This window comes from Stenotrophomonas sp. 112478_Sma (assembly GCF_056479905.1).
On sequence record NZ_CM151072.1, the window covers coordinates 1,358,265 to 1,380,880 of the forward strand.

At 65.6% G+C, this 22,616-nt stretch carries 18 protein-coding genes; 11 read left to right on the top strand and 7 right to left on the bottom strand.

Going from position 1 to position 22,616, the window contains the following annotated elements:
• Positions 1-85 precede the first annotated feature (85 nt).
• Positions 86-1,429 carry a diguanylate cyclase gene (locus tag ACZK08_RS06335; RefSeq protein ID WP_065176205.1) on the bottom strand — a complete coding sequence of 448 codons (1,344 nt, stop codon included), beginning with the start codon at positions 1,427-1,429 and terminating at the stop codon, positions 86-88.
• A 358-nt stretch (positions 1,430-1,787) separates the two neighbouring features.
• Between ACZK08_RS06335 and ACZK08_RS06340 the strand changes: the two genes are divergently transcribed.
• The gene (locus ACZK08_RS06340) at positions 1,788-2,198 is read left to right on the top strand and encodes a hypothetical protein (protein ID WP_227255205.1); all 411 of its coding nucleotides are present in this window, start codon (positions 1,788-1,790) and stop codon (positions 2,196-2,198) included.
• 39 nt (positions 2,199-2,237) lie between these two features.
• Here ACZK08_RS06340 and ACZK08_RS06345 read toward each other — a convergent pair whose 3' ends face one another.
• The 3 genes from ACZK08_RS06345 to ACZK08_RS06355 form a co-directional block, all read right to left on the bottom strand.
• Complete coding sequence (locus tag ACZK08_RS06345; RefSeq protein WP_065176206.1) at positions 2,238-3,818, bottom strand: MASE1 domain-containing protein; 1,581 nt, start codon at positions 3,816-3,818, stop codon at positions 2,238-2,240.
• Between the two features lie 194 nt (positions 3,819-4,012).
• Entirely contained in the window at positions 4,013-5,614 is a 1,602-nt protein-coding gene (locus tag ACZK08_RS06350) for an MASE1 domain-containing protein (protein WP_081284345.1), read from the bottom strand.
• A 98-nt stretch (positions 5,615-5,712) separates the two neighbouring features.
• Positions 5,713-6,990: an NAD(P)/FAD-dependent oxidoreductase gene (locus ACZK08_RS06355; protein ID WP_065181213.1), complete on the bottom strand. Its 1,278-nt coding sequence runs from the start codon at positions 6,988-6,990 to the stop codon at positions 5,713-5,715.
• Positions 6,991-7,151: 161 nt separating this feature from the next.
• On the opposite strand from ACZK08_RS06355, the gene ACZK08_RS06360 reads away from it, so the two are divergent.
• The 10 genes from ACZK08_RS06360 to ACZK08_RS06405 all read left to right on the top strand — a co-directional run bounded on the left by ACZK08_RS06360 (position 7,152) and on the right by ACZK08_RS06405 (position 19,416).
• Positions 7,152-7,913 carry a gamma-glutamyl-gamma-aminobutyrate hydrolase family protein gene (locus ACZK08_RS06360; protein WP_065176208.1) on the top strand — a complete coding sequence of 254 codons (762 nt, stop codon included), beginning with the start codon at positions 7,152-7,154 and terminating at the stop codon, positions 7,911-7,913.
• On the top strand, positions 7,910-9,307 hold the full coding sequence (locus ACZK08_RS06365; protein WP_065181214.1) for a glutamine synthetase family protein: 1,398 nt from the start codon (positions 7,910-7,912) through the stop codon (positions 9,305-9,307). The genes ACZK08_RS06360 and ACZK08_RS06365 overlap by 4 nt, the downstream gene beginning before the upstream one ends.
• Before the next feature lie 92 nt (positions 9,308-9,399).
• Entirely contained in the window at positions 9,400-10,509 is a 1,110-nt protein-coding gene (locus tag ACZK08_RS06370; RefSeq protein ID WP_065176209.1) for a polyamine ABC transporter substrate-binding protein, read from the top strand.
• A gap of 149 nt (positions 10,510-10,658) precedes the next feature.
• Entirely contained in the window at positions 10,659-11,825 is a 1,167-nt protein-coding gene (locus tag ACZK08_RS06375) for an HlyD family secretion protein (protein WP_065181215.1), read from the top strand.
• Positions 11,822-13,378 (top strand): DHA2 family efflux MFS transporter permease subunit, encoded by a 1,557-nt coding sequence (locus tag ACZK08_RS06380; protein WP_065181216.1) that lies wholly within the window; start codon positions 11,822-11,824, stop codon positions 13,376-13,378. The genes ACZK08_RS06375 and ACZK08_RS06380 overlap by 4 nt, the downstream gene beginning before the upstream one ends.
• Positions 13,378-14,919 carry an efflux transporter outer membrane subunit gene (locus ACZK08_RS06385; protein ID WP_065181217.1) on the top strand — a complete coding sequence of 514 codons (1,542 nt, stop codon included), beginning with the start codon at positions 13,378-13,380 and terminating at the stop codon, positions 14,917-14,919. Before ACZK08_RS06380 ends, ACZK08_RS06385 begins: the two co-directional genes overlap by 1 nt.
• 164 nt (positions 14,920-15,083) lie before the next feature.
• Complete coding sequence (locus ACZK08_RS06390) at positions 15,084-16,220, top strand: ABC transporter ATP-binding protein (RefSeq protein ID WP_065181218.1); 1,137 nt, start codon at positions 15,084-15,086, stop codon at positions 16,218-16,220.
• Positions 16,217-17,149, top strand: a complete 933-nt coding sequence (locus ACZK08_RS06395; RefSeq protein ID WP_053516578.1) for an ABC transporter permease subunit — start codon at positions 16,217-16,219, stop codon at positions 17,147-17,149. The genes ACZK08_RS06390 and ACZK08_RS06395 overlap by 4 nt, the downstream gene beginning before the upstream one ends.
• Entirely contained in the window at positions 17,146-17,988 is an 843-nt protein-coding gene (locus ACZK08_RS06400) for an ABC transporter permease subunit (protein WP_005415928.1), read from the top strand. Before ACZK08_RS06395 ends, ACZK08_RS06400 begins: the two co-directional genes overlap by 4 nt.
• Before the next feature lie 120 nt (positions 17,989-18,108).
• A complete protein-coding gene (locus tag ACZK08_RS06405) occupies positions 18,109-19,416 on the top strand; it encodes an NAD-dependent succinate-semialdehyde dehydrogenase (RefSeq protein WP_430543119.1) in 1,308 nt (435 codons plus the stop codon).
• A gap of 57 nt (positions 19,417-19,473) precedes the next feature.
• Here the strand turns inward: ACZK08_RS06405 and ACZK08_RS06410 are convergent, their stop codons facing one another.
• Genes ACZK08_RS06410 through ACZK08_RS06420 form a run of 3 tightly spaced genes read right to left on the bottom strand, consistent with a single transcriptional unit; the run spans position 19,474 to position 22,610 of the window.
• A complete protein-coding gene (locus ACZK08_RS06410; RefSeq protein ID WP_053516581.1) occupies positions 19,474-20,496 on the bottom strand; it encodes a magnesium and cobalt transport protein CorA in 1,023 nt (340 codons plus the stop codon).
• Positions 20,497-20,502: 6 nt separating this feature from the next.
• Positions 20,503-21,732 (bottom strand): lipoprotein N-acyltransferase Lnb domain-containing protein, encoded by a 1,230-nt coding sequence (locus ACZK08_RS06415; protein WP_065181220.1) that lies wholly within the window; start codon positions 21,730-21,732, stop codon positions 20,503-20,505.
• Positions 21,729-22,610 carry an HlyC/CorC family transporter gene (locus tag ACZK08_RS06420; protein WP_053516583.1) on the bottom strand — a complete coding sequence of 294 codons (882 nt, stop codon included), beginning with the start codon at positions 22,608-22,610 and terminating at the stop codon, positions 21,729-21,731. Before ACZK08_RS06420 ends, ACZK08_RS06415 begins: the two co-directional genes overlap by 4 nt.
• Between the last annotated feature and the right edge of the window lie 6 nt (positions 22,611-22,616).

The following is a 22,616-nucleotide window of genomic DNA, read 5'->3' on the forward strand; positions in this document are numbered from 1 at the left end:
CCCGGCTCCCCTTCATGCGTGATGTCGGGGCCGACTGTAGGGCTGCTGCCGGCAGGCAGCGTTGATCTGGATCAAAGCGGATCGATCAGGGCAGGGCGGGCTCGCGCGGACGCAGCGGGCTGCCCATGGTGGTGCAGCTGACCCGGTTGCGGCCACCGGCTTTGGCCAGGTACAGCTGACGGTCGGCCTCGGAAATCAGGCGATGCAGCGCATCGCGCTGCGGGCGGAGGCAGCACAGGCCGATGCTGACGGTCATGCGCAGTGTGGCGGTGCCGATATCCACTTCCAGCGCCGCGATGCGCTGGCGGAGTTCCTCGAAGTAGAGCATTGCCTCGTCCTGCTCCATGTCCGGCACCAGCAGGCAGAACTCCTCGCCGCCGAAGCGCGCGATCAAGTCCTGGCTGCGCGCATGCACGGCCACCGCCCCGGCCACGGCACGCAGGGCGTCATCGCCGGCCTCATGGCCGTGCGTATCGTTGATGTGCTTGAAGTGATCGATGTCGATCATCGCCACCGCCACGCTCTGGCCATGGGTCTGCAGCTGGGGCAGCTGGCGCTGGCTCTGTTCCAGGAAGCAGCGGCGGTTGGGCAGGCCGGTCAGGAAGTCCCGGGTGGCCAGATCCTGCAGGGTGCCGATCAGCTCCAGCTGGTCCACGTTCTGCGACACGCGGCAGAAGAATTCCTCGCGCGAGAAGGGCTTGCGCAGGAAGTCGTTGGCGCCGTTCTTCAGGAAGCGCGGAATCAGTGATGCGTCGGTATTGCCGGAAATGCCGATCACCGCCACCTTGTCGCGCGAGCGCAGGGTGCGCAGGCGGCGGGTGAATTCCACGCCCTGCATGCCGGGCATCTCCTGGTCGACCACCGCCAGCCGGATCGCAGGATGGGCCTCGATCGCCGCCAGGCCTTCATTGCCATCGGCAGCCTCGTACACTTCGTGGCCGTACATGCGCAGCAGCGCGGCCGCATAGCCGCGTGCCGAGGGCGAATCGTCCACCACCAGCGCGGCGATGCGACGGTTGCGTTCCAGGCGCTGCACCAGCCACACCAGATAGTCGATGCTGCCGGGCGTGTTCTTCAGGACGTAGTCGATGATCTGCTGCTGCAGCACGCGCTTGCGCAGATCCTCGTCATACACGCCACTGACCACCACGGTGGGCAGATCGCGTTTCAGGAAGAATTCGACCACCGCGTCCCTGTCGCCATCGGCCAGAACCAGGCCGGTCAGGACCAGGAACCAGCCGCCGCCCTCATTGAGCAGGCGGTCGGCCTCGGCCAGGGTGGAGGCGACCACGACGGGCAGCTCCAGGCGCTGTTCGATCGCCTCGCGCAGCATGCCGGTGAAGGCACGGGAGTTTTCGACCAGCAGGATCCGCTGCGGAAGCGGATCGGCGAGGTCGCCATCGACGGCGGCCTGCGGCAGGACGGGCATGATGCGGAGGCTCACGTCAGGGAAGTCTTGGCACGGGTAGCGGCGGTTTCGGCCGTAACTTTAGTGGTGGTACCGCATGCGTTGTCATCGCGTGAACGCCGGCCGACACGTTCAGTGTCGGGGCCCGACGAGCGGAGTGGCGGAAGTTCTGCTCGTGGCGCTGGTGCTGGATGATGGTTATGCTGGCTGCGCCACCCTGCCGGCGGCCTGAGGTTGACTCCGTCCGGCTGAGGCAGCCCGCAAGCGAGGCCGAGAGCCCATCCAGTCATGGGGTGGCGAAGTGAGTTTGCCTGGCGTTGTCCAACCGAACACGGGGGTGAGTGTGAATTTCTCTGGTCTGCGTTTTTTGATGCCTGCAATGACTCTGTTGTCCGCACCTGCCGTCGCCGAGGCGGCATGCTGCCCGAGTGACGACAACGGAACACATATGGCTCAGGCGGGGCTTGGTGAGTCCCGTCCAGCAGCGACGAATCTGAGTGCAGATCCGAACTGGCTGGTGTATGGGTTCGAGCGTGAGGGAATCAACTATTATCAGGTGAATGACCTCTCCGGACAGGTCCTGCTGATAATCGGCAAGGTTGACACCACGTTCTGGACGCTCCCGGCCGGCAAAAGTCCGATTACCGTGTCATTGCCGTCGCAGCGGCTGGCATTGCCGGAAAAGTCCCAGCGGCATGTGGTACTCAGGCAAGCCGAGTTCTCGCTGGTCGTCTATGGTGCTGGTAGCAACGCAACGTGGGCGATCGAACTGCCGGCTACGAGTCGCTGAAGCATGATCTTTTCCTTGATCGAGGCGGATGAGTGAGAGTCAGGTGATGTCGGCGCGAGCAATCCACGCTGCATGCGTGCTGCCGTGGGTTGCACCCGTGGCCGTTTCCTGCAGTAGCACTCTTACGCGGTTTTGACGTGTCTGCACTTTACCGCCATAGGCCAGTGCACGTGAACTCAGGCGCTCGACGATCAGTTTTGCGGTTTCCAGCGACAAGTGGCGATCTCTGTCCAACAGAGATGCACTGATCAGGATGCCCTGTTGACCATGCAGGCTGCCGCAGCGTGCTTGGATCTGGATCTGCCCCCGTTCGTGTTTGAGCAGCAGTGCGACCGTTTCGGTAAGGGTTCGATAGGCAGCAAGCTGCAGTGCAATGCTCAGCCTGCAGGGGTCGCCCGTCATGCGGGGGAGCGCAACCCTGCTGGTCCGGTCCCAGTTTTCGCTGATGCCGCTGACCTGCAGGGCAACATACAACCCGACCTGCTCGACTTCGGTTGGATACACCAGGCTTGTGAGTTCACGGAACTGGCGTGAATGTGTCGTCGAGGTGTGCAGCAGATCCATTGCAGGTGCATGGTGTCCGTGCATTTTCAGAAGATCGGCAGTCTGGTTCAGTGATTTCTCGACGCCGTCTGCGATCTTCCTGAGATCAAGCGCCCGCTGCCTCAGATCGAGTTCGCTGGCCATATGAGCAGTTCTCGAAAGCCTGGCCGTCTGACTCCCATCCAGATCATGGCGCGCATGCTGATGATAGTGCTGAGTGATGCGGGAACCGAGTAGAAGAAGCGCCGTCCCTGCAACGGCAATGAGCTGCTGCATCATGAATGTTCGCTGGTCGAACGAACCAGGCAGTCCTGATGCTGGTGTTGTCATTGCAATCACTATGTTCAACAGCGGAACACCCACAGCTGCTCCTCGCCAGCCATGGATGCAGGTCAAGGCAACAACCGGCAAAGCCATCACCAGTTGCAGGGATGTCTTGGTGGCATCTGGGAGCTCGACACCCGAGGCCATGAATGCGCCCAGTGATATCAGTAGTGTCAATGCGGCTACGGTAGGCGCGTGCTTCCAAAACTTCCACTCGTACAGTGACCGGCGCCGGATCCAGAGCAGTGCGAGTGGGGCGACAGTCAGTATTGCGATGTAATCACCGAGCACGAAGCGGACAGCTCGTGTCGCAAATGGCACGGAAGACGGGTTCTCGGAGAGCAGGTGGGCCAAGCCCAGTTTCAATGCGGTGGCGATGAGCGCGGCGGAAACCGCCATCGAGAGAAGCCAGCCCTCCGTTGTCGCAGTCATGAATCTGCGATGCGCCCGCACGACCAAGGCTACCGCTGGCATGAGGAACACGGAGCCCAGGATCACCCAAGCCAGCCCATACTTCCCGATGAGTGGATATCGCATCTGGGCAAAGTAAGCATATTCGCCAAGCAGCAGATAGGGCCAGAGGCGGGGAGGGCAGAGCAGCAGCGCAGCGACCCGTATGCCTGCCGGCAGGTAAAACTGGTCGAGCGAGACCTGACGAGCGGCCCAGCACGTGACGGCGTACATCCCAGCGATGAAAAGTCCGATGGGGCGTATCCGGAAGCTCAGCTCGACATCGTTCTTCCACCAGTTCAATCCCAAGCCTCCCTTGCTCGTACCATGGTGGCGTTCCATCCACTCTGGACGTCTACACCTCTGGCGACAGTATCGGCAGATTCCCGCCTACGCAATCGGATCTCTTCTTCCTTACCTGGCTCTTTGCCGCCGACACCAGTTCAGCACTGCTGCGAATTAGTGACATCCATCGCGCTTTGACTGGCAATTCTATGTCAGGTTGCAGATTGCCGACCTTGGTCGAACGGCCACGGCGCATCTGGACAGTGTGCTGCCAGAGGGGCCTGCGGATAGGTGGCCAGCCCATCCAGCAAGGCGATCCGGATCCTGTTTTTCTGAACATCGACGGCCCCGGAATAGGCGACGATCCGGCCCAATAGCTGTGAACGGACCAGTTCCTGAGTCTGTTGCGAAAGCGCATGGTGAGGATCGACAAGAGCGGCGGAAATCAGTACTCCGTGCATCTGTCTGAAGACGCCGCACCTGATGCGCACGGAGATCTGACCGGGCTCATACCTGAGCAGCAACGATACGGCCTCAACCACGGTCCGGTATGCGGCCAGCTGCAGATCCACTCCCAACTGACATGGGTCGCCCGTCAGCCGGGGCTGCGTAACCCGGTGCGTATTGTCCCATGCCTCCCGCACGCCACCTGCACGAAGAGCGACGTAAAGCCCGAGACGCTCCAGGGCGGATGGGTAGATCATGCTCGCCTGCGCGCGGAATTGGCGCGAATGGACTTCTGATGTGTGTTTCAGGCTGTTGGCGACAGCGTGGTGCCCTTGCGCGTGCAGCCAGTTCACCATCTCGTTGAGCGACAGGTCCATCCCCTCGCCCAGCCTGCGCAGGTGCGCCGCTCGCTCTCGCAGATCCATTTCGCTGGCCATGTGCGTACTGCGGGCCAGTTTCATCGAGTTTCTGCCGTCTTCCTCACGCAGCCGATGCTGGCTCTGGAAATGCGTGATGCGCGCACCCAGCAACAACAGGGCGACGCTGGCGATGGCCATGGCCTGCTGGGTGGCAAAGGTCGCCTGATCGAATGATGCGGGGTGGTCAGAAGGGGTGCTCAGACCAAGAATCATGTTCACTGCGGCGACACCGACGGCCGCCCCGCGCCATCCCAGCAGGCAGGTCAGGGCGATTGCGGGAATAGGCAGGATCAACAACAACTGCAGCGAGCCAGGGGCCGTGATCGAGGCGGGTACCGGCGTCGCCTGCAGGCCAATGACCAGCATGGCTACTAGTGCTCCGACTGTGGCCGCAACGGACCGGGGTGTCCATTGTTCCTCGGCGCGACGGATCCAGAGCAGCGCGAGTGGCGCCAGGATGAGGATCCCAGTGAAGTCGCCCAGCGCATAGCGCATTACGTTGGTGATAAACGACGCGTTATGCAGCGGCTCCCAGAGCAGGTACGAGATTCCGAGGTTGAGCAGGCTGATGATCGTCGCGGCACAGACCGCGATCGAGATCACGCCGAGGACCGTGGTGCGCGCAAGCAACTTCCGGTGCATGCGTACGATCAGCATCACTGCCGGCATGAGAAATGCCGAGGCCAGAAGCACCCATGCCAACCCGTATTTTTCGAGCAGCGGAATCCGCAGATGGGCGAAGTAGGCGTACTCGCCCAGCAACAGGTAAGGCCACAGGCGCGGTGGACAGAGCAGCAAGGCGGCCACACGCACACCTGCCGGCAGGTAGAACTGGTCTACCGAAAGTTTGCGCGTGGCCACGCAGGCGACGGCATAGATGAGCATCAGCACCAGTCCCTGGGGACTGATCCGGATGTTCACCGGTAGACCTTCCTTCCACCACTGCATCCACGTGCTCCCCCTGCTCCTGTGCAGATTATGCAAACAATCGGTGTGAAGGGATCAAGTCGCGCTGCCGTGGAGTCCCGTCAAGGGCGTTGATATCGTCACCACAACGCATCCCGCAGCCTGTACCACGACATCGCAGCCACCAGCAGCGGCATGCGCAGCAGGCGCCCGCCCGGGAACGGCGCGTGCTTCAGGCGCTGGAACACGTCGAGGCGCTCGCTCTGGCCGGCGATTGCCGCGGCGATCACGTCACCCGCAAGGCCGGCTGCCGCCACGCCGTGGCCGGAGAATCCCTGCGCGAAGTACAGATTGCCGTCCAGCCGTCCCCAATGCGGGGCGCGGTTGCGGGTGATGTCGACATAGCCGCCCCAGACCTGATCGAGAGCGACGTCGGCCAGCTGCGGAAAAACCGCGTGCATGCGTCGCTGCATCACTCCGCGCAGCCCGGGCGGCGGTAGCGCCGAGTAGCTGGCGCGGCCCCCGAACAGCAGACGGTGGTCGTGGCTCAGGCGGAAATAGTCCAGCGCCCAGGCAGTGTCTGCTACTGCCATGTCATTACGGATCAGGGCGCGGGCCCGTTCGGGGCCGAGGCACGCACTGGCACCGATATAGGTGCCTACCGGCATGATGCGGTGCTCCAGCACTGGCAGCAGGCCCTGCAGCCAGGCATTGCCGGCGATCACCAGATGCGCGGCGCTGACGCTGCCGTGCGCGGTGTGCAGGGCCGGGCGAGGCCCGCGCTGCACGCGGGTGACCGCAGAGTTCTCGTGGATGACCACCCCGGCCGCGCGCGCTGCGTCGGCCAGGCCGCGCGCATACGCCAGGGGGTGCAGGTGCGCGCTGAGTGGATCGAACATGGCCGCGCGATAGCGCGGGCTGTCCAGCTGCCCACGCAGTGTCTGCCGATCCCACCACTGCATCGGGTAATCGTATTGCTGTTGCAGGTGCTCGCAGTGGGCACGCAGCTCGCGCTCGTGGCGGGCACGGATGGCGACGCTGGCGTGGCCCTCACGCCAATGGCAGTCGATGCCGTAGCGGTCGATGCGGGTGCGCATGGCCTGCACGGCGTCACGTGACCAGTCGAACAGATGGCGGGCATCGTCCCGGCCCAGCTGCCGTTCCAGTTCGTCCACCTCGCAGCCATAGCCCACCAGCGCCTGGCCACCGTTGCGACCGGACGCGCCCCAGCCGATCCGGTGGGCGTCCAGCAGGACCACGTGCTGGCCGCGTGAGGCCAGTTCCAGCGCCGCTGTCAGGCCCGTGTAGCCTGCACCGAGCACTGCGACATCGGCCTGCATGTCGCCCTGCAACGGAGGCAGGGCGGCCGGCTCCGGCAGGCTGGCGGCATACCAGCTGGCTGGAAAGGCGGACGTCACTGCGGGCCTCGCGGGCGCAGGGTGGGAAGACGGGGCGGAGGAGGTTGATCGGCGTTCACGCCCCCAGTTTCGCCGATACTTGGCACCTCGCGCGTGATGGCGACGACTTGCCGCACTCGCGGACCTGCGGGTAACGTGTCTGCACGCCAAGGAGTTTCCCCATGCGTCGCCTGCCCTGGGTGGGCCTGCCCACCGACAGTACGGTGCTTGGCCATCATCGCTTTGCGGTGGCCGGCGAGAAGTATGTCCGCGCCCTGGCCGAGGCAGCGGAGGTCACGCCGCTGGTGCTGCCCAGCCTGCAGCCGCCGCTACCTGCGCGCGATTGGCTGCAGGGCCTCGACGGTCTGCTGCTGACCGGTGCGGTCAGCAACATCGAGCCGCAGCATTACGACGGTGGCCGCAGCTGGCCCGGCAATGCGCATGATCCTGCGCGCGATGCCAATGCCTTCGCACTGCTGGACGAGGCGCTGGCGATGGACCTGCCGGTGCTGGCGATCTGCCGTGGTTTCCAGGAATTGAACGTCGCCCTGGGAGGCAGCCTGCATCCACAGGTCCATCGGGTACCCGGGCTGGCCGATCATCGCGAAGATCCGCAGGCGCCCGTGGACGTGCAGTACGGGCCGTCCCACGCGGTCACACTGGTGGCGGATGGGTGGCTGGCGGACTGGCACGGCGAGGGGAGGGTGCAGGTCAATTCGGTGCACGGCCAGGGCATTGCCCGCCTGGCCAGCGGCCTGCAGGTCGAGGCCCGCGCCGATGACGGGCTGGTCGAGGCGGCACGCAGCCCGCGCCACCGCTTCGTGCTCGGCGTACAGTGGCACCCGGAGTGGCGCGTCATGCAGGCGCCGTTCTATCACGCTATTTTCCGTGCGTTCGGCCAAGCTTGCCGGCAGCATCAACAGAACCAACTGGATTCCCGATGAGTTCCCGAACGCGCCCGCGCAAGACGGCAACGCCCCCCGCACCGCAGGAGAGCAGCCTGCTGCGCTGGCTGAAGGAGCGGCGTATCACCGAAGTCGAATGCCTGGTGCCCGACATCACCGGCAACGCGCGCGGCAAGATCATTCCCGCCGATAAGTTCTCGCACGACTACGGGACCCGCCTGCCCGAGGGCATCTTCGCCACGACTGTCACCGGCGAGTTTCCGGATGACTACTACGAACTGACCTCGCCGTCGGACTCGGACATGATGCTGCGCCCGGATCCGGACACCGTGCGCATGGTGCCGTGGGCCGCCGATGCCACCGCGCAGATCATCCATGACTGCTACACCAAGAATGGCGAGCCGCATGAGCTGGCGCCGCGCAATGTGCTCCGTCGCGTGCTGGCGGCCTACGCCGAGCTGGGCCTGCGCCCGGTGGTGGCGCCGGAACTGGAGTTCTTCCTGGTGCAGAAGAACACCGACCCGGATTTCCCGCTGCTGCCGCCTGCCGGCCGCTCCGGTCGCCCGGAAACAGCGCGGCAGTCGTATTCGATCGATGCGGTCAACGAGTTCGACCCCATCCTCGACCTGATGTACGACTACGCCGATGCCATGAAGCTGGACGTGGACACGCTGATCCACGAATCCGGCGCGGCACAGCTGGAAGTCAACTTCACCCACGCCGATGCGATGGATCTGGCCGACCAGGTTTTCCTGTTCAAGCGCACCATGCGCGAGGCGGCGATGCGCCACGGCGTGTACGCCACTTTCCTGGCCAAGCCGATGGAGAACGAACCGGGCAGCGCCATGCACATCCACCAGAGCCTGGTGCGGGTGAGCGATGGCAGCAACGTCTTCGCCGGTGAGACCGATGCCGAAGGCGAGTTCAGCCCGGTGTTCGGCCATTATCTTGGGGGGCTGCAGAAGTATGCGCCGCAGGCGATGGCGTTCTTCGCGCCGAACGTCAATTCCTATCGCCGGCTGGTGTTCGGCGAGGTGTCGCCGAGCAACGTGCACTGGGGCTTCGACAACCGCACCTGCGGCCTGCGCGTGCCGCTGGATACACCGGAGAACATGCGGGTGGAGAGCCGATTCGCGGGCTCCGACGCCAATCCCTACCTGGCGATGGCCGCCACCCTGGCCTGTGGCCTGCTCGGCATCCGCGAGCGGCTGGCGCCGGATGCGCCGGTCACCGGCAGCGCCAAGGAGCTGGGCTACAACCTGCCGCGCTCGCTGGGCGAAGCGCTGGACGGGCTTGAGCGCTGCGGCGAACTGCAGGCGCTGCTGGGCGAGCGCTTCTGCCGGGCCTACATCTCGGTCAAGCGCAAGGAGTACGAGACCTTCTTCCGTGTCATCAGCTCGTGGGAGCGCGAGTTCCTGCTGCTGAACGTGTGAAAGCGTGGAATAGAAAAATCCGCCGCCGGGGGGTAGGCTGGCATCCGTCGCCGGCCCGAGCCGGCCCCCCTCCCCGCATTCTGGAGCACCCGATGAAGCTGCGTATCCTCACGCTCGGCCTGGCCTCCGCCATGCTCGCCGCCTGTGGCGGTGGCAACGGTGGCAGTCAGGACAGCCAGGTCCTGAACGTCTACAACTACAGCGATTACATTGCCGAGGACACCATCCCGACGTTCGAGAAGGAAACCGGGATCAAGGTGACCTACGACGTGTTCGACAGCGATGAGATGGTCGAGACCAAGCTGCTGGCCGGCAACAGCGGCTACGACGTGGTGGTGCCGACGCTGAACTTCTTCGGCCGGCAGATCCAGGCGGGCGTGTTCCTGCCGCTGGACAAGAGCAAGATCCCGAACCTGGCCAATCTGGACCCGGCGGTGATGAAGCGCATCGCCACCCAGGATCCGGACAACCGCTACGGCGTGCCGTACATGGTCGGCACCACCGGCATCGGCTACAACGTGGACATGCTGAAGGAGCGTTTCGGCGGCAGCACCGACATCGCCAACAGCTGGGACCTGGTGTTCAAGCCGGAGAACATCAGCAAGATGAAAGACTGCGGCGTGACCATCCTGGACACGCCGGCTGACATGATCCCGATCGCACTGCACTATCTGGGCCTGGACCCGCACAGCGGCGATCCGGCCGAGCTGCAGAAGGCGGCCGACCTGTTGAAGTCGATCCGCCCGTACGTGCAGAACTTCCACTCCTCGCAGTACGTCGGCTCGCTGGCCAACGGCGGCACCTGCCTGGTGGTCGGCTGGTCGGGTGACATCATCCAGGCCCGCGACCGCGCCGAGGAGGCCAGCAACGGCGTGCATGTCGCCTATTCGATTCCGAAGGAAGGCGCACCGCAGTGGTTCGACATGCTGGCGATCCCGAAGGACGCCAAGCATCCGGAGGCCGCTTACAAGTTCATCAATTACCTGCTGGAGCCGAAGGTCGCTGCGGCCAATACCAACTTCATCCACTACGCCAACCCGGTGCCGACCGCGACTCCGCTGGTGGACGAGGCGATCCGTACCGACCCGACCATCTACCCGCCGGCCGATGTGGCTGCGAAGATGTTCACCTATTCGATCAACACCCCGGAGACGGACAAGCTGTACACCCGTCTGTGGACCGAGGTGAAGACCGGCAGGTGAGATGACGATGGCGCCGGGCCATGCCCGGCGGATGCGGGCAGACGTCAGCGCACAGGAAACGGAGGCCAATGGCCTCCGTTTTTTTTTCACCTTGCCTCCGCATCGCTTCCCCTACCGTCCCGTATGGCACCGACCACCGCCTTCAGACAATGACCGAACAGCCCCAGCGCGCCGACGCCGCCCCTGACGAAACGCCTTCCACCGAGGACAAGCCTTCGCCGCTGAAGAACCCCAAGGTCCGCTGGACGCTGGCCATCATCGGCGTCGTCGTGGTCATCGCCCTGGTTGCCTGGCTGATCTACCACCTGCTGGTCGGCCGCTACCTGCAGGACACCAACAACGCCTATCTGCAGGCCGACGCTGTCGCGGTCGCTCCGCGCATCAACGGTTACGTCACCGAAGTGCTGGTGCAGGACAACCAGTGGGTCAAGGCTGGCGAACCGCTGCTGCGCATCGACCCGCGCACCTACCGTGCCACGCTGGACCAGGCCGAGGCCGTGATCGCCGTGCGCGAAGCCGACATCGCCGCTGCCGCCGCTGGGGTGCAGGGCCAGCAGTCCAGCCTGCTGCAGGCACGGACCCAGCTCACCGCGGCCGCCGCCTCGCTGCGTTTCGGCCGGTCAGAGCTGGCGCGCTTCACCCCGCTGGCGGCCAGTGGTGCCGACACCCATGAACACGTCGAAAGCCTGCGCCACGATGTCGAGCGCGCCCAGGCCCAGTACGACGCGGCCAAGGCACAGATCCAGGGCGCGCAGAGCCAGATCGAAGCCAGCCAGGCCCAGCTCGAGCAGGCCCAGGCCGGACTGAAGCAGGCGCAGGCCGACGCTGCGCAGGCCAGAGTGGCGTTTGAGGACACCGAGCTGCGCGCGCGCATCGACGGCCGTGTCGGCAACAAGACCGTGCAGGTTGGCCAGTTTGTTGCTGCCGGTACCCGCACCATGACCATCGTGCCGGTTGCTTCGCTGTACCTCGTTGCCAACTTCAAGGAAACCCAGGTGGGCCTGATGCGCGCCGGCCAGGCGGCCGAAATCAAGGTCGATGCGTTGCCAGGCACCCCATTGCGCGGCACGGTGGAGAGCATTTCGCCGGGTACCGGCTCGCAGTTCGCGCTGCTGCCGCCACAGAACGCCACCGGCAACTTCACCAAGGTCGTGCAGCGCGTGCCGGTGCGCATCCGGGTTGAGGCAGGTGCCGAAGCTCGCAAGGTGCTGGTGCCGGGCATGTCGGTGGAAGTGACCGTCGATACCCGCAATGCAAAGGATGCGCGCGAGCGCAGCCAGGACGAGGCCGAGGCCATGGCCGCGCCGGCGCGATGAACGCCACCCGTGCCCATGCAGCACCTGTCGCCGGGGGCAAGGCGGATGCCGCGGCCTGGCTGGCCGTGGCGGCCGGCACCATCGGTTCGTTCATGGCTACGCTGGACATCTCCATCGTCAACGCCGCGTTGCCCACCATCCAGGGCGAAGTGGGCGCCAGCGGCACCGAAGGCACCTGGATCTCCACCGCCTTCCTTGTCTCGGAAATCGTGATGATTCCGCTGACCGGCTGGTTCGTGCGCACGCTGGGCCTGCGCACTTTCCTGCTGATCTGCGCCACGCTGTTCACTGCGTTCTCGGTGATGTGCGGCCTGGCCGATTCGTTGCCGATGATGATCGCCGGACGGGTAGGGCAGGGTTTTGCCGGTGGCGCGCTGATCCCGACCGCGCTGACCATCGTCGGCACGCGGCTGCCGCCGAAGCAGCAGCCGCTGGGTACGGCGCTGTTCGGCATGACCGTCATCCTGGGCCCGGTGATCGGCCCCTTGCTGGGCGGCTGGTTGACCGAGAACGTCAGCTGGCACTACGCGTTCTTCATCAACGTGCCGATCTGCGCCGGCCTGGTTGCCCTGCTGCTGCTCGGCCTTCCGCATGAAACGTCTGATTGGGGTGGGCTGCTGCGCGCAGACTGGCTGGGCATCGTCGGCATGACCGCCGGCCTGTCCGCGCTTACCGTGGTGCTGGAAGACGGCCAGCGCGAGCGCTGGTTCGAATCGACGATGATCGTGGTTCTCAGCATCGTCTCGGTGCTGGGCTTCGCGCTGCTCGCGCTTTCGCAGTTCACCAGCAAGGCGCCGGTCATCCGCCTCAACATCCTGTTCCAGCGCAGTTTCGGCGCAGTGTTCGTGATGGTGATGGCGGTGGGCATGATCCTGTTCGGGGTCATGTACATGATCCCGCAGTTCCTGGCGATCATCGCCGGCTACAACACCGAGCAGGCCGGCTATGTGCTGCTGCTGGCCGGCCTGCCGACCATCCTGCTGATGCCGTTGATGCCGAAGATGCTGGAAACGGTCGACGTACGCATCATGGTGTTCGGCGGCATGCTGTGCTTCGCCGCTGCCTGCTTCGTCAATCTGGGGCTGACTCCGGACAGCATCGGCCCGCACTTCGTCATAGGCCAGCTGCTGCAGGGCTGTGGGCTGGCGCTGGCAATGATGGCGCTGAACCAGGCGGCCATCACCTCGGTGCCGCGCGAGTACACCAGCGATGCGTCCGGCCTGTTCAACGCCGCGCGCAATCTCGGCGGCTCGATCGGGCTGGCCATCATTTCCACTTTCCAGGAACGCCGCACCACCCTGCACATCGATGCGATCGGCAGCAGCGTTACCGTAAACTCGACCATCGCACAGGACGCGCTGCATGCCTACGGCCAGCAGCTGGGCGACGCCACCCAGGCGATGGCCGTGCTGGCGCAGACGGTGCAGATGCAGGCGATGGTTATGGCCTACAACGACCTGTTCTGGATCTTCGGCCTGATCGTGGTGGCCACCCTGCCGCTGGTCTTCCTGCTCAAGCCCCTGCCCAAGGGCGTTCCATTGGCGATGCACTGATGACTTCGACGACCTTGCCCGTTTCCCCCCTTCTGCGCCGGCTGTGCCCGGCCACCCTGCCGCTGCTGCTGGCGGGCTGCATGGTGGGGCCGGATTACGTGAAACCGGACGTGGCCACGGTCGCTACCGCGCAGGCGCAGCTCCCACGCGCGGCGCAGGCCGGCGTGCAGCCCGCCAGCCCGCCCAGCCAGTGGTGGCGCGCGCTCAACGATCCGCTGCTGGACCAGCTGGTGGACGAGGCGCTGCGCAACAGCCCCAACCTGCGCGCCGCCCAGGCCAAGCTGCTGGCCTCGCGCGCGCTGCAGCGCCAGCGCCGCGCCGAGCAGCTGCCCAGCGTGGGCGCGGCGGCGGGCTACGCCAACATCAAGGCACCGGATTCGCTGGAAAACAGCGTGCGCGGTCTGGGCGAGAACATCGCCGGCGTGGCCGAGGCCAACGGCCGTCCGCAGGAGGCGGCGCAGCTGCGCCAGCAGTTCGCCGATATCGATCTGGACACCGAGCTGTACGTGGCCGGCTTCGACGCCAGTTGGGAACTGGACCTGTTCGGCCGCCGACGCCGCGCGGCCGAGCAGGCCGCCGCCGAAGCCGAGGCCAACGCCGCAGCACTGGCCGATGCGCAGGTGCAGCTTGCCGCGGAACTGACCCAGGTCTACCTCGGCTACCGCAGCAGCCGCGAGCGTATCGCCCTGGCCGAGCACAACCTCCGAGCCGCCGATGAAAGCCTGCAGCTGACCCGTCAGCGCCGCCAACGCGGTGCGGATTCGGACCTGCAGGTGGAGCGCGCGCAGGCCCAGCTGCAACAGCAGCAGGCTGCGCTGCCGCCGCTACAGGCACAGGCCGACGAAGCCCGAGATGTGCTGGCCCTGATGGTAGGCCGCGAGCCGGGGGCGCTGGATGCGCGGTTGGCGGCAGACCAGCCGCTGCCGGTGCTGCCGGCCAGCGTGCCGGTAGACGATGCGGGCGCGTTGATCCAGCGCCGGCCGGATGTGCGCAAGGCTGAGCGCGAGCTGGCGGCATCCTCGGCGCAGATCGGCCAGGCGATCTCAGCATATTTTCCGCAGGTGACCCTGCTGGGCAGCATCGGCGCGGGCGCCACCTCGGTTTCCGACCTGGGGCGGGATTCAGCCGCCACCATCGTCGCCCCGTTCCTGCGCTGGTCGCTGTTCGACTTCGGCGTGAACAAGGCCCGTGTGGCCCAGGCTCGGGCCGGCAATGAGGCCCGGTTGGCGGCCTACGAGGGCACGGTGCTGGCTGCACTGCAGGATGCCAACACCGCGTTGGCGCGCTTCGGTGCGGCCCGGCAGCAACTGCAGGCCAGTGTCCGCGCCGAGGCTTCGGCGGACCGTTCGCTGGCGTTGATGAGCCAGCGTCGACAGGCGGGTGCCACCTCGCAGATCGATCTGCTGGACGTACAGCGCCAGCGGCTGCAGGCGCAGGATGCCGCCGCCCAGGCGCGGCTGCAGTTGCTGGTGCGGTACGTGGCGCTGCAGAAGAGCCTGGGGCTGGGCTGGCAGGAGGCACCGCCGGTGGCTGTTCGCTGATCCTCTCCGCCGGGCATGGCCCGGCGCTACCGGAGCCAGGCCATGCGGGTAGCGCCGGGCCATGCCCGGCGGGCAACGGCCGCTCGCCATACCCCGTCATACCGTCATCGCCCCCTGGCCGGTAGAATGGCGCCCGCTGTCCACCGCCCGCTCCCGGAGCCCCCATGCCCGTTGAAGCCCAGCCGGAAGCCGCCGCCGTTGATACGGTGAGTGCGCCCGGCTATCTCTCCATTCGTGACCTGCGCAAGGAATTCGACGGTTTCGTCGCCGTCGACGACGTCAATCTGGATGTGCGCAAGGGCGAGATCTTTGCCCTGCTGGGCGGCTCCGGCAGCGGCAAATCCACCCTGCTGCGCTGCCTGGGCGGCTTCGAGACACCCACCAAGGGCAGTATCACCCTTGATGGGCAGCGTCTGGACGCGTTGCCGCCCTATCAGCGGCCGGTCAACATGATGTTCCAGTCCTACGCCCTGTTCCCGCACATGACGGTCGAGCAGAACATCGCGTTCGGCCTCAAGCAGGACGGGCTGGGCAAGGATGCGATCGCCAGGCGCGTCGGCGAAATGCTGGAGCTGGTGCAGATGGGCCACCTCGGCAAGCGCAAGCCGCATCAGCTGTCCGGCGGCCAGCAGCAGCGCGTGGCGCTGGCACGCTCGCTGGCCAAGGGCCCCAAGCTGCTGCTGCTGGATGAGCCGATGGGTGCGCTGGACAAGAAGCTGCGTTCGCAGATGCAGCTGGAACTGGTCAGCATCATTGAATCATCGGGCGTGACCTGCGTGATGGTCACCCACGACCAGGAAGAAGCGATGACCATGGCCACCCGCATCGCGGTGATGGATGCGGGCTGGATCCAGCAGGTCGGCAAGCCGGACGAAGTGTACGAGCAGCCGGCCAACCGGTTCGTCGCCGAGTTCATCGGCTCGGTGAACCTGTTCGACGGCGTGATCGACGAGGACCTGCCGGAGTATGTGACCGTACGATCGCCGCTGTTCCCGGCGCCGATCTACATCGCCCATGGCATCACTGGATATGAAGGGCAGCCGGTCGCATTCGCGCTGCGCCCGGAAAAGGTGATGATCGGCAAGGACGAACCGGAAGGGCACACCAACAAGGCACAGGGCGTGATCGAGGACATCGCCTACTTCGGCAGTCACTCGGTCTACCACGTGCGGCTTCCCAGTGGAGCCAAGGTGCTGGCCAACTTCGCCAATTCGCAGCGATGGGCCAGCGATGGCCTGACCTGGGGTGACAGCGTGTGGGTGCACTGGCGCGACAATGACGGCGTGGTGCTGACCTCATGAGTGTCGCCGGGCTGAAGCGCTGGCTGCCGGGACTGCGTGCCACGGTGATCGGTGTGCCGTATCTGTGGCTGCTGCTGTTCTTCGCAGTGCCTTTCCTGATCGTGTTGATGATCAGCTTCTCGCACAGCCGTGTCGGCTCGCCGCCGTACACCTGGCTGCTGCAGTACGTGGACGGCGGGTTCTCGCTCAAGCTCAACCTCGAGAACTATCTGGCGCTGTTCCGCGATTCGATCTACGCCCAGGCGTTCCTGAGTTCCATCAAGATCGCAGCGATCTCCACCTTCCTGACCCTGCTGATCGGCTACCCGATGGCCTATGCCATCGCCCGGCTGTCGCCGGCGGCGCGCAACGTGGCGATGATGCTGGTGGTGTTGCCGTCGTGGACCTCGTTCCTGATCCGCGTGTACGCGTGGAAGGCGATCCTGGACCGCAACGGCCTGCTTGACCAGTTCCTGCAGTTCACCGGTCTGCAGACGCTGATGACCGGCATGGGGCTGCCCAGGCTGCAGCTGATCGATACGCCGACCGCGGCCTATATCGGTATCGTCTACTGCTATCTGCCGTTCATGGTGCTGCCGCTGTACGCCAACCTGGTCAAGCATGACCACCGCCTGCTGGAGGCGGCCTACGATCTCGGTGCGAAGCCGTGGCAGGCCTTCCTGCGCATCACCCTGCCGCTGTCCAGGGCCGGCATCATCGCCGGCTGCATGCTGGTGATGATTCCGGCGGTCGGCGAGTTCGTCATCCCTGAGATGCTCGGCGGATCGGAGACGTTGATGGTTGGCCGGCAGCTGTGGAACGAGTTCTTCAACAACCGCAACTGGCCGGGCGCCTCGGCGATGGCGGTGGCGATGATCCTGCTGCTGCTGGTGCCGATCCTGCTGTTCAACCGTTCCCAGCAGCGCCTGCTGGAAGGGAAGCAGGCATGAGCCCGCGTACCGCCAAGGGCCTGGGTCTGGGCGTGCTGCTGCTCGGCTTCGCCTTCCTGTACCTGCCGATCCTGCTGTTGATGTTCTATTCGTTCAACAGTTCGCGGCTGGCGATGGTATGGGCGGGCTTCTCCACCCGCGCCTACAGCGATCTGTTCGCCGACCGTGCACTGATGGACGCGATGTGGACCAGCCTGGTGGTGGCGTTCTGGACCGCCTGCACCGCCACGGTGCTCGGTACGCTGGCGGCCATGGTGATGACCCGATTCAAGCGTTTCCGCGGCAAGCCGCTGTTCGGCGCGCTGGTCACCGCGCCGCTGGTGATGCCGGACGTGATCCTGGGTTTCTCGCTGATGGCGCTGCTGGCCTCGATGGGGGCCATTCCGGGCTTCCCGGCGCGTGGACTGGCGACCATCTGGATCGCCCACGTCACCTTCACCCTGTGCTTCGTCACTGTGGTGGTGTCTTCGCGCCTGCAGGAAATGGACCTGTCGCTGGAAGAAGCGGCGATGGACCTGGGGGCCAGCCGGCTGACCGTGTTCACCCGCATCACGCTGCCGATCATCGCCCCAGCACTGGTAGCGGGCTGGCTGCTGGCCTTCACGCTGTCGCTGGATGACGTGGTGGTGGCCAGCTTCGTCGCCACGCCGGGCTCGACAACACTGCCGATGAAGGTCTTCGCTTCGGTCCGCATGGGCATCAGCCCGAAGATCAATGCGCTGGCCACGCTGCTGGTATCGGCGGTGTCGATCGCGGCGGTGATCGGCTGGTACATCAACGCGCGCGCCGAGAAGCGGCGCCAGCGCGACCTGCAGCTGGCCCGGCAGGACAACGGCTGATCCGGCAACGCGCGGCTCACGGGCAAGGGCGCACACTGGGGATCTGCCTGAAGGAGATCCCCCATGACTGTCGAGATCATCGATCCCACCACCGGCCAGGTGACCTACCGCCATGAACTGATGGGCGCTGCCGACGTCGAGCAGCGCCTGCAGGCCGCGGCCGACGCATTCCCGGCCTGGGCCGCACGTTCGCTGCAGGAGCGGGGTGCCGTCCTGCGAGGCATCGCCGCGCAGCTGCGCACGCGGCGTGACGAGCTGCAGCAGGCGATGACGCACGAGATGGGCAAGCTGAAGGCCGAGGCATTGGCCGAGGTCGACAAATGCGCGGCGGCCTGCGAGTACTACGCCGATCACGCCGCCGACTACCTCAAGCCCCAGCTGATCGATACCGAGGCACAGCGCAGCTACGTGCGCTACGAGCCGATCGGCTGCGTGTTCGCGGTGATGCCATGGAACTTCCCGGTCTGGCAGGTGTTCCGCTTCCTTGCGCCTGCCTTCATGGCCGGCAACGTGGCGCTGCTCAAGCACGCCAGCAACGTGCCCCAGTGTGCGGACCTGATCCTGGCGGTGTGCCGCGACGGTGGCCTGCCGGCCGGTGTGTTCGACGTTCTGCACATCGACAACGACCAGGCAGCCGAGGTGCTGCGCGATGCGCGGGTGAAGGCGGTGACGCTGACCGGCAGCGAACGCGCCGGGCGTTCGATCGCGTCCAATGCGGGCAGCCAGCTGAAGAAGTCGGTGATGGAGCTGGGGGGCAGTGACGCCTTCGTGGTGCTGGACGATGCCGACCTCGACAAGACCGTGGCGGCCGCAGTGAAGTCACGCTTCGACAACAGTGGGCAGACCTGTATCGCTGCCAAGCGCTTCATCGTGGTGGAGCGCGTGGCCGATGAATTCACCCGCCGCTTCGTCGAGGCCGCTGGTCAGCGCCGGTATGGCGACCCCAGCGAGCGCGAGACCACGCTGGCACCGATGGCCCGCGCGGACCTGCGCGACGAGCTGCACAAGCAGGTGCAGGCGAGTGTGGCCAAGGGGGCGCGGGTGCTGCTGGGCGGCGAGCCGATCGCGGGCACGCATGCCGGCTATCCGGCCACCGTGCTGGACCAGGTCGGGCCGGGCATGCCCGCCTACGACGAGGAACTGTTTGGGCCGGTGGCTGCGGTGATCCGGGTCAAGGATGAAGAGGAAGCGCTGCGCGTGGCCAACGACACCCGCTTCGGGCTGGGCGGCAGTGTCTGGACCGGAGACCCGGTGCGTGGCGAGTCCTTCGCCCAGCGCATGGAATGCGGTGCGGCCTTCGTCAATGCCATCGTCAAGAGTGACGCGCGGCTGCCGTTCGGCGGCAGCAAACAGTCAGGCTTCGGCCGCGAACTGGCGGACCATGGCATCCATGAGTTCATGAACATCAAGACCGTCTACGTGGCCTGATGATGCATTCCGTGTGCCACGGTAAAGAAGCAGCCGAGCCCGAACCTGGGCTCGGCTCTACAACCACCGCGCGCGCTTGAACAACCGGTACAGGCCCACGCAGACACCGCCCACGCCGACGATCATCAGCGGGTACGCCCATGGCTGGCTCAACTCCGGCATGTGACTGAAGTTCATGCCGTACCAGCTCGTGATCAGTGTCGGCGCCGCCAGCAGGGCCGCCCACGCACCCAGCCGCTTTACGGTTTCGCCCTGCGCCAGCGTCACCAGCGAGAGGTTCACGCTCAGTGCGGTACCCAGCATCTCGCGCAGGGTATCGATCACGTCGCTGATGCGCACCGCATGGTCATGCACGTCGCGCACGTAGAGCTTCACTTCGTCCGGAATCAATTCGCCCTGGTAGCGGCGCAGCTGCGCCAGCACGTCCTGCAAGGGGGCCACGGCCATCCGCATCTTGTTCAACTCGCGCTTGAGCTCGTACAGGCGCACCACGGTGCTGCGCTTGTAGCTCTCGGCGAAGATGTCCTTCTCCAGCAGCTCCAGCGTGTCGCGGAAGCGGTTGGTGATCGGCAGGTAGTTGTCGACCACGAAGTCGGTGACGGCATACAGGCAATACGACGGACCCATCTTCAGCAGCTGCGGCTCGCGTTCCACCCGGGCACGTACTGGTGCATACGACAGCGAAGCACCGTGGCGCACGGTCACCAGGAAACGCGGCCCGAGGAAGGCGTGGGTTTCACCGTACTGGATGCGCTCATCGACCATCTGCGCGGTGGTCATCACCACGAACAGCGAGTTGCCGTAGGCTTCCACCTTCGGCCGCTGGTGCGCATTCCGCGCGTCCTCGATCGCCAGGTCGTGCAGGCAGAATTCCTCCTGCAGCTTCAGCAGCACGTCTTCATTGGGGTCGAACAGGCCGACCCAGACGAAGCCGTTGCCGCTGGCGATGACGTCGCTGATGGCGTCCAGGCTGATGTCATGGCGGACGCCCTGCTCATCGTAGTGGACGCAGTTGATGACGCAGGCGGGATTGGCCGAAGCAGGTGCGGCAGCGGAGGCGGGCAGTGACATGCCCGCCATCGTGCGTCAGTGCCGCGTATCCGACAAGTGACGATCGCGCCCCAGCACCCAGGCCAGGGCAGCGTGGATCGGCAGCAGCAGCACGATCCATTGCACGTTGTACTGTGCCTGCAGGCTCAGCCAGTGCAGGACCAGCGCGGCCAGGGCCTGCAGTGCCACCAGCCACAGCACGACCGTGAACATGCGGCCCGGCGGGCGACGGCGCAGCAGCCGGACCGCGCCCGGCAGCAGCAGCACGCACAACGGCGAAAGCAGCAGCAGGTTGCGGTTGGCCCAGGCGGCGTAATGGGTGCTGAAGCCCCAGAGGAACACCAGCAGGCCACCTGCGACGGCACACAGCAGCCACAACGGCAGTCCCAGTCCGGCCAGCAGGCGCGGCCGGTTGCGCAACGCCAGCACGCCGGCAGCGATGGCCAGGCCGCACAGCAGCCACGGCCACCAGCGGCGCGGGAATTCCTTGGGCTCCGGATCGATGCGGTGCGGCAGCAGTTCCTGCTCGGACTGCACCAGCGGACGACCGTCGCTGTTGCGCGCCTGGCGCAGGGCGTCGGCCAGGCGCATCGGCACGAACGCTTCCTGCCAGCGTGACAGCGGCTGATCGGCGAACGGGCCCAGGCCCACGTCGAAGCCCAGCCACATCCACGGCGCGGGCGAGGCCAGGCGGACCGATTCGCTGCGGTAGGTATTACCGCGCGAGCGTCCGGACAGCTGAGCATGCAGTCCACCACCCAGCGCCTTGTCCAGCGTGTCGCGCACCATCGTCGCGCAGTTGGCGGTGTAGTAGTCGTAGTGGTAGCGCGCGTTCTCCGGCCTGGCCCGCTCGGCCAGGTCGGCGGCCAGTGCGCGCGCCTGGTCCGGGCGCAGATCCAGCCACTGCACGCTCGCTCCGCGGCCGGTCTCGTCGTAGTACGACAGGTCCTGCTGAAGGGGCAGCGCCACCAGGTAATACATCATGTCGCCACGCACGAAACGACCGATGAAGTCATCCTCGGACGGATCGAAGTAGCCGAAGTTGTACGACGTTGCCTCACCACTGGCCGGATCGAGCACCACGATGGCGTCATGGCCGAAACGCTCGAAGAACACCGTGCCGGGCTGCATCGTCACCACGCCGATGCGCGGCGCCGGAGTTCCGGCGACTGTAGCCGTCGCCTGCGCGAAGGCGATGGCAGGCACGGCCGTGGCCAGCATGCACAGTGCCAGCCACAGGGTGAGGATCAGCCCGCGCCGTTTCAAGCGTCGTCCTGCGCGTCCGGTGGCAGCACCGTCACGTGGAAGGCCTGTACCCGGCGCGCATCGGCACGCGCGACGCGGAACATGAAGCGGTCCAGCGCCAGTTCGTCTCCGATCTCCGGAAGGTGACCGACCGCTTCCGTGACCAGGCCGCCGATGGTGTCGTAGTCCTCGTCGGAGAACGTGGCACCGAAGCGCTCGTTGAAATCCCCGATCGGGGTCAGAGCATCGACCACGTACTGGCCGTCGGCCTGGATCGCGATCTGTGCCGACGGATCCTCGGCTTCGTCGTGCTCGTCATCGATGTCGCCGACGATCTGTTCCAGCACGTCCTCGATGGTGACCAGGCCGGCGACGCCGCCGTACTCGTCGACCACGATGGCCATGTGGTTGCGCGACAGGCGGAACTCCTTCAGCAGCACGTTGAGCTTCTTCGCTTCAGGAATCAGCACCGCCGGGCGCAGCAGTTCGCGTACGTTGGCCGGGCCGTGGTCGGCAACCACGCCGCGCAGCAGGTCCTTGGCCAGCAGGATGCCGAGGATGTCGTCCTTGTTCTCGCCATGCACCGGGAAGCGCGAATGGCCGGATTCGACCACCTGCTTCATCAGTTCCAGGAAGGGCGCTTCGACGGGCAGCGAGACCATCTGCGAACGCGAGATCATCACGTCGCCCACGGTCAGCTCGGCCACCGAAATGGCGCCTTCCATCATCTTCAGGGTATCGGCGGCGATCAGACCTTCTTCCTGCGCGGTGTGCAGGACAGCGACCAGCTCGTCGCGGGTATGGGGTTCGCCGGAGAACGCGGACGTCAGGCGTTCCAGCCAGCCGCGCTTCTTTTCACTGTGCTCCTGCAGGGAGCTACTACTGTCGTCTTCAGACATCTCTGG

Bases quoted from the DNA above. Each gene is read 5' to 3' on its own strand.
- ACZK08_RS06360 (WP_065176208.1), top strand. From the start codon at position 7,152: ATGCGTCGCCTGCCCTGGGTGGGCCTGCCCACCGACAGTACGGTGCTT.
- ACZK08_RS06380 (WP_065181216.1), top strand. From the start codon at position 11,822: ATGAACGCCACCCGTGCCCATGCAGCACCTGTCGCCGGGGGCAAGGCG.
- ACZK08_RS06385 (WP_065181217.1), top strand. From the start codon at position 13,378: ATGACTTCGACGACCTTGCCCGTTTCCCCCCTTCTGCGCCGGCTGTGC.
- ACZK08_RS06410 (WP_053516581.1), bottom strand. From the start codon at position 20,496: ATGGCGGGCATGTCACTGCCCGCCTCCGCTGCCGCACCTGCTTCGGCC.
- ACZK08_RS06375 (WP_065181215.1), top strand. From the start codon at position 10,659: ATGACCGAACAGCCCCAGCGCGCCGACGCCGCCCCTGACGAAACGCCT.
- ACZK08_RS06420 (WP_053516583.1), bottom strand. From the start codon at position 22,610: ATGTCTGAAGACGACAGTAGTAGCTCCCTGCAGGAGCACAGTGAAAAG.
- ACZK08_RS06335 (WP_065176205.1), bottom strand. From the start codon at position 1,429: ATGCCCGTCCTGCCGCAGGCCGCCGTCGATGGCGACCTCGCCGATCCG.
- ACZK08_RS06350 (WP_081284345.1), bottom strand. From the start codon at position 5,614: ATGCAGTGGTGGAAGGAAGGTCTACCGGTGAACATCCGGATCAGTCCC.
- ACZK08_RS06340 (WP_227255205.1), top strand. From the start codon at position 1,788: ATGACTCTGTTGTCCGCACCTGCCGTCGCCGAGGCGGCATGCTGCCCG.
- ACZK08_RS06405 (WP_430543119.1), top strand. From the start codon at position 18,109: ATGGGCGCTGCCGACGTCGAGCAGCGCCTGCAGGCCGCGGCCGACGCA.
- ACZK08_RS06395 (WP_053516578.1), top strand. From the start codon at position 16,217: ATGAGTGTCGCCGGGCTGAAGCGCTGGCTGCCGGGACTGCGTGCCACG.
- ACZK08_RS06365 (WP_065181214.1), top strand. From the start codon at position 7,910: ATGAGTTCCCGAACGCGCCCGCGCAAGACGGCAACGCCCCCCGCACCG.
- ACZK08_RS06370 (WP_065176209.1), top strand. From the start codon at position 9,400: ATGAAGCTGCGTATCCTCACGCTCGGCCTGGCCTCCGCCATGCTCGCC.
- ACZK08_RS06390 (WP_065181218.1), top strand. From the start codon at position 15,084: ATGCCCGTTGAAGCCCAGCCGGAAGCCGCCGCCGTTGATACGGTGAGT.
- ACZK08_RS06400 (WP_005415928.1), top strand. From the start codon at position 17,146: ATGAGCCCGCGTACCGCCAAGGGCCTGGGTCTGGGCGTGCTGCTGCTC.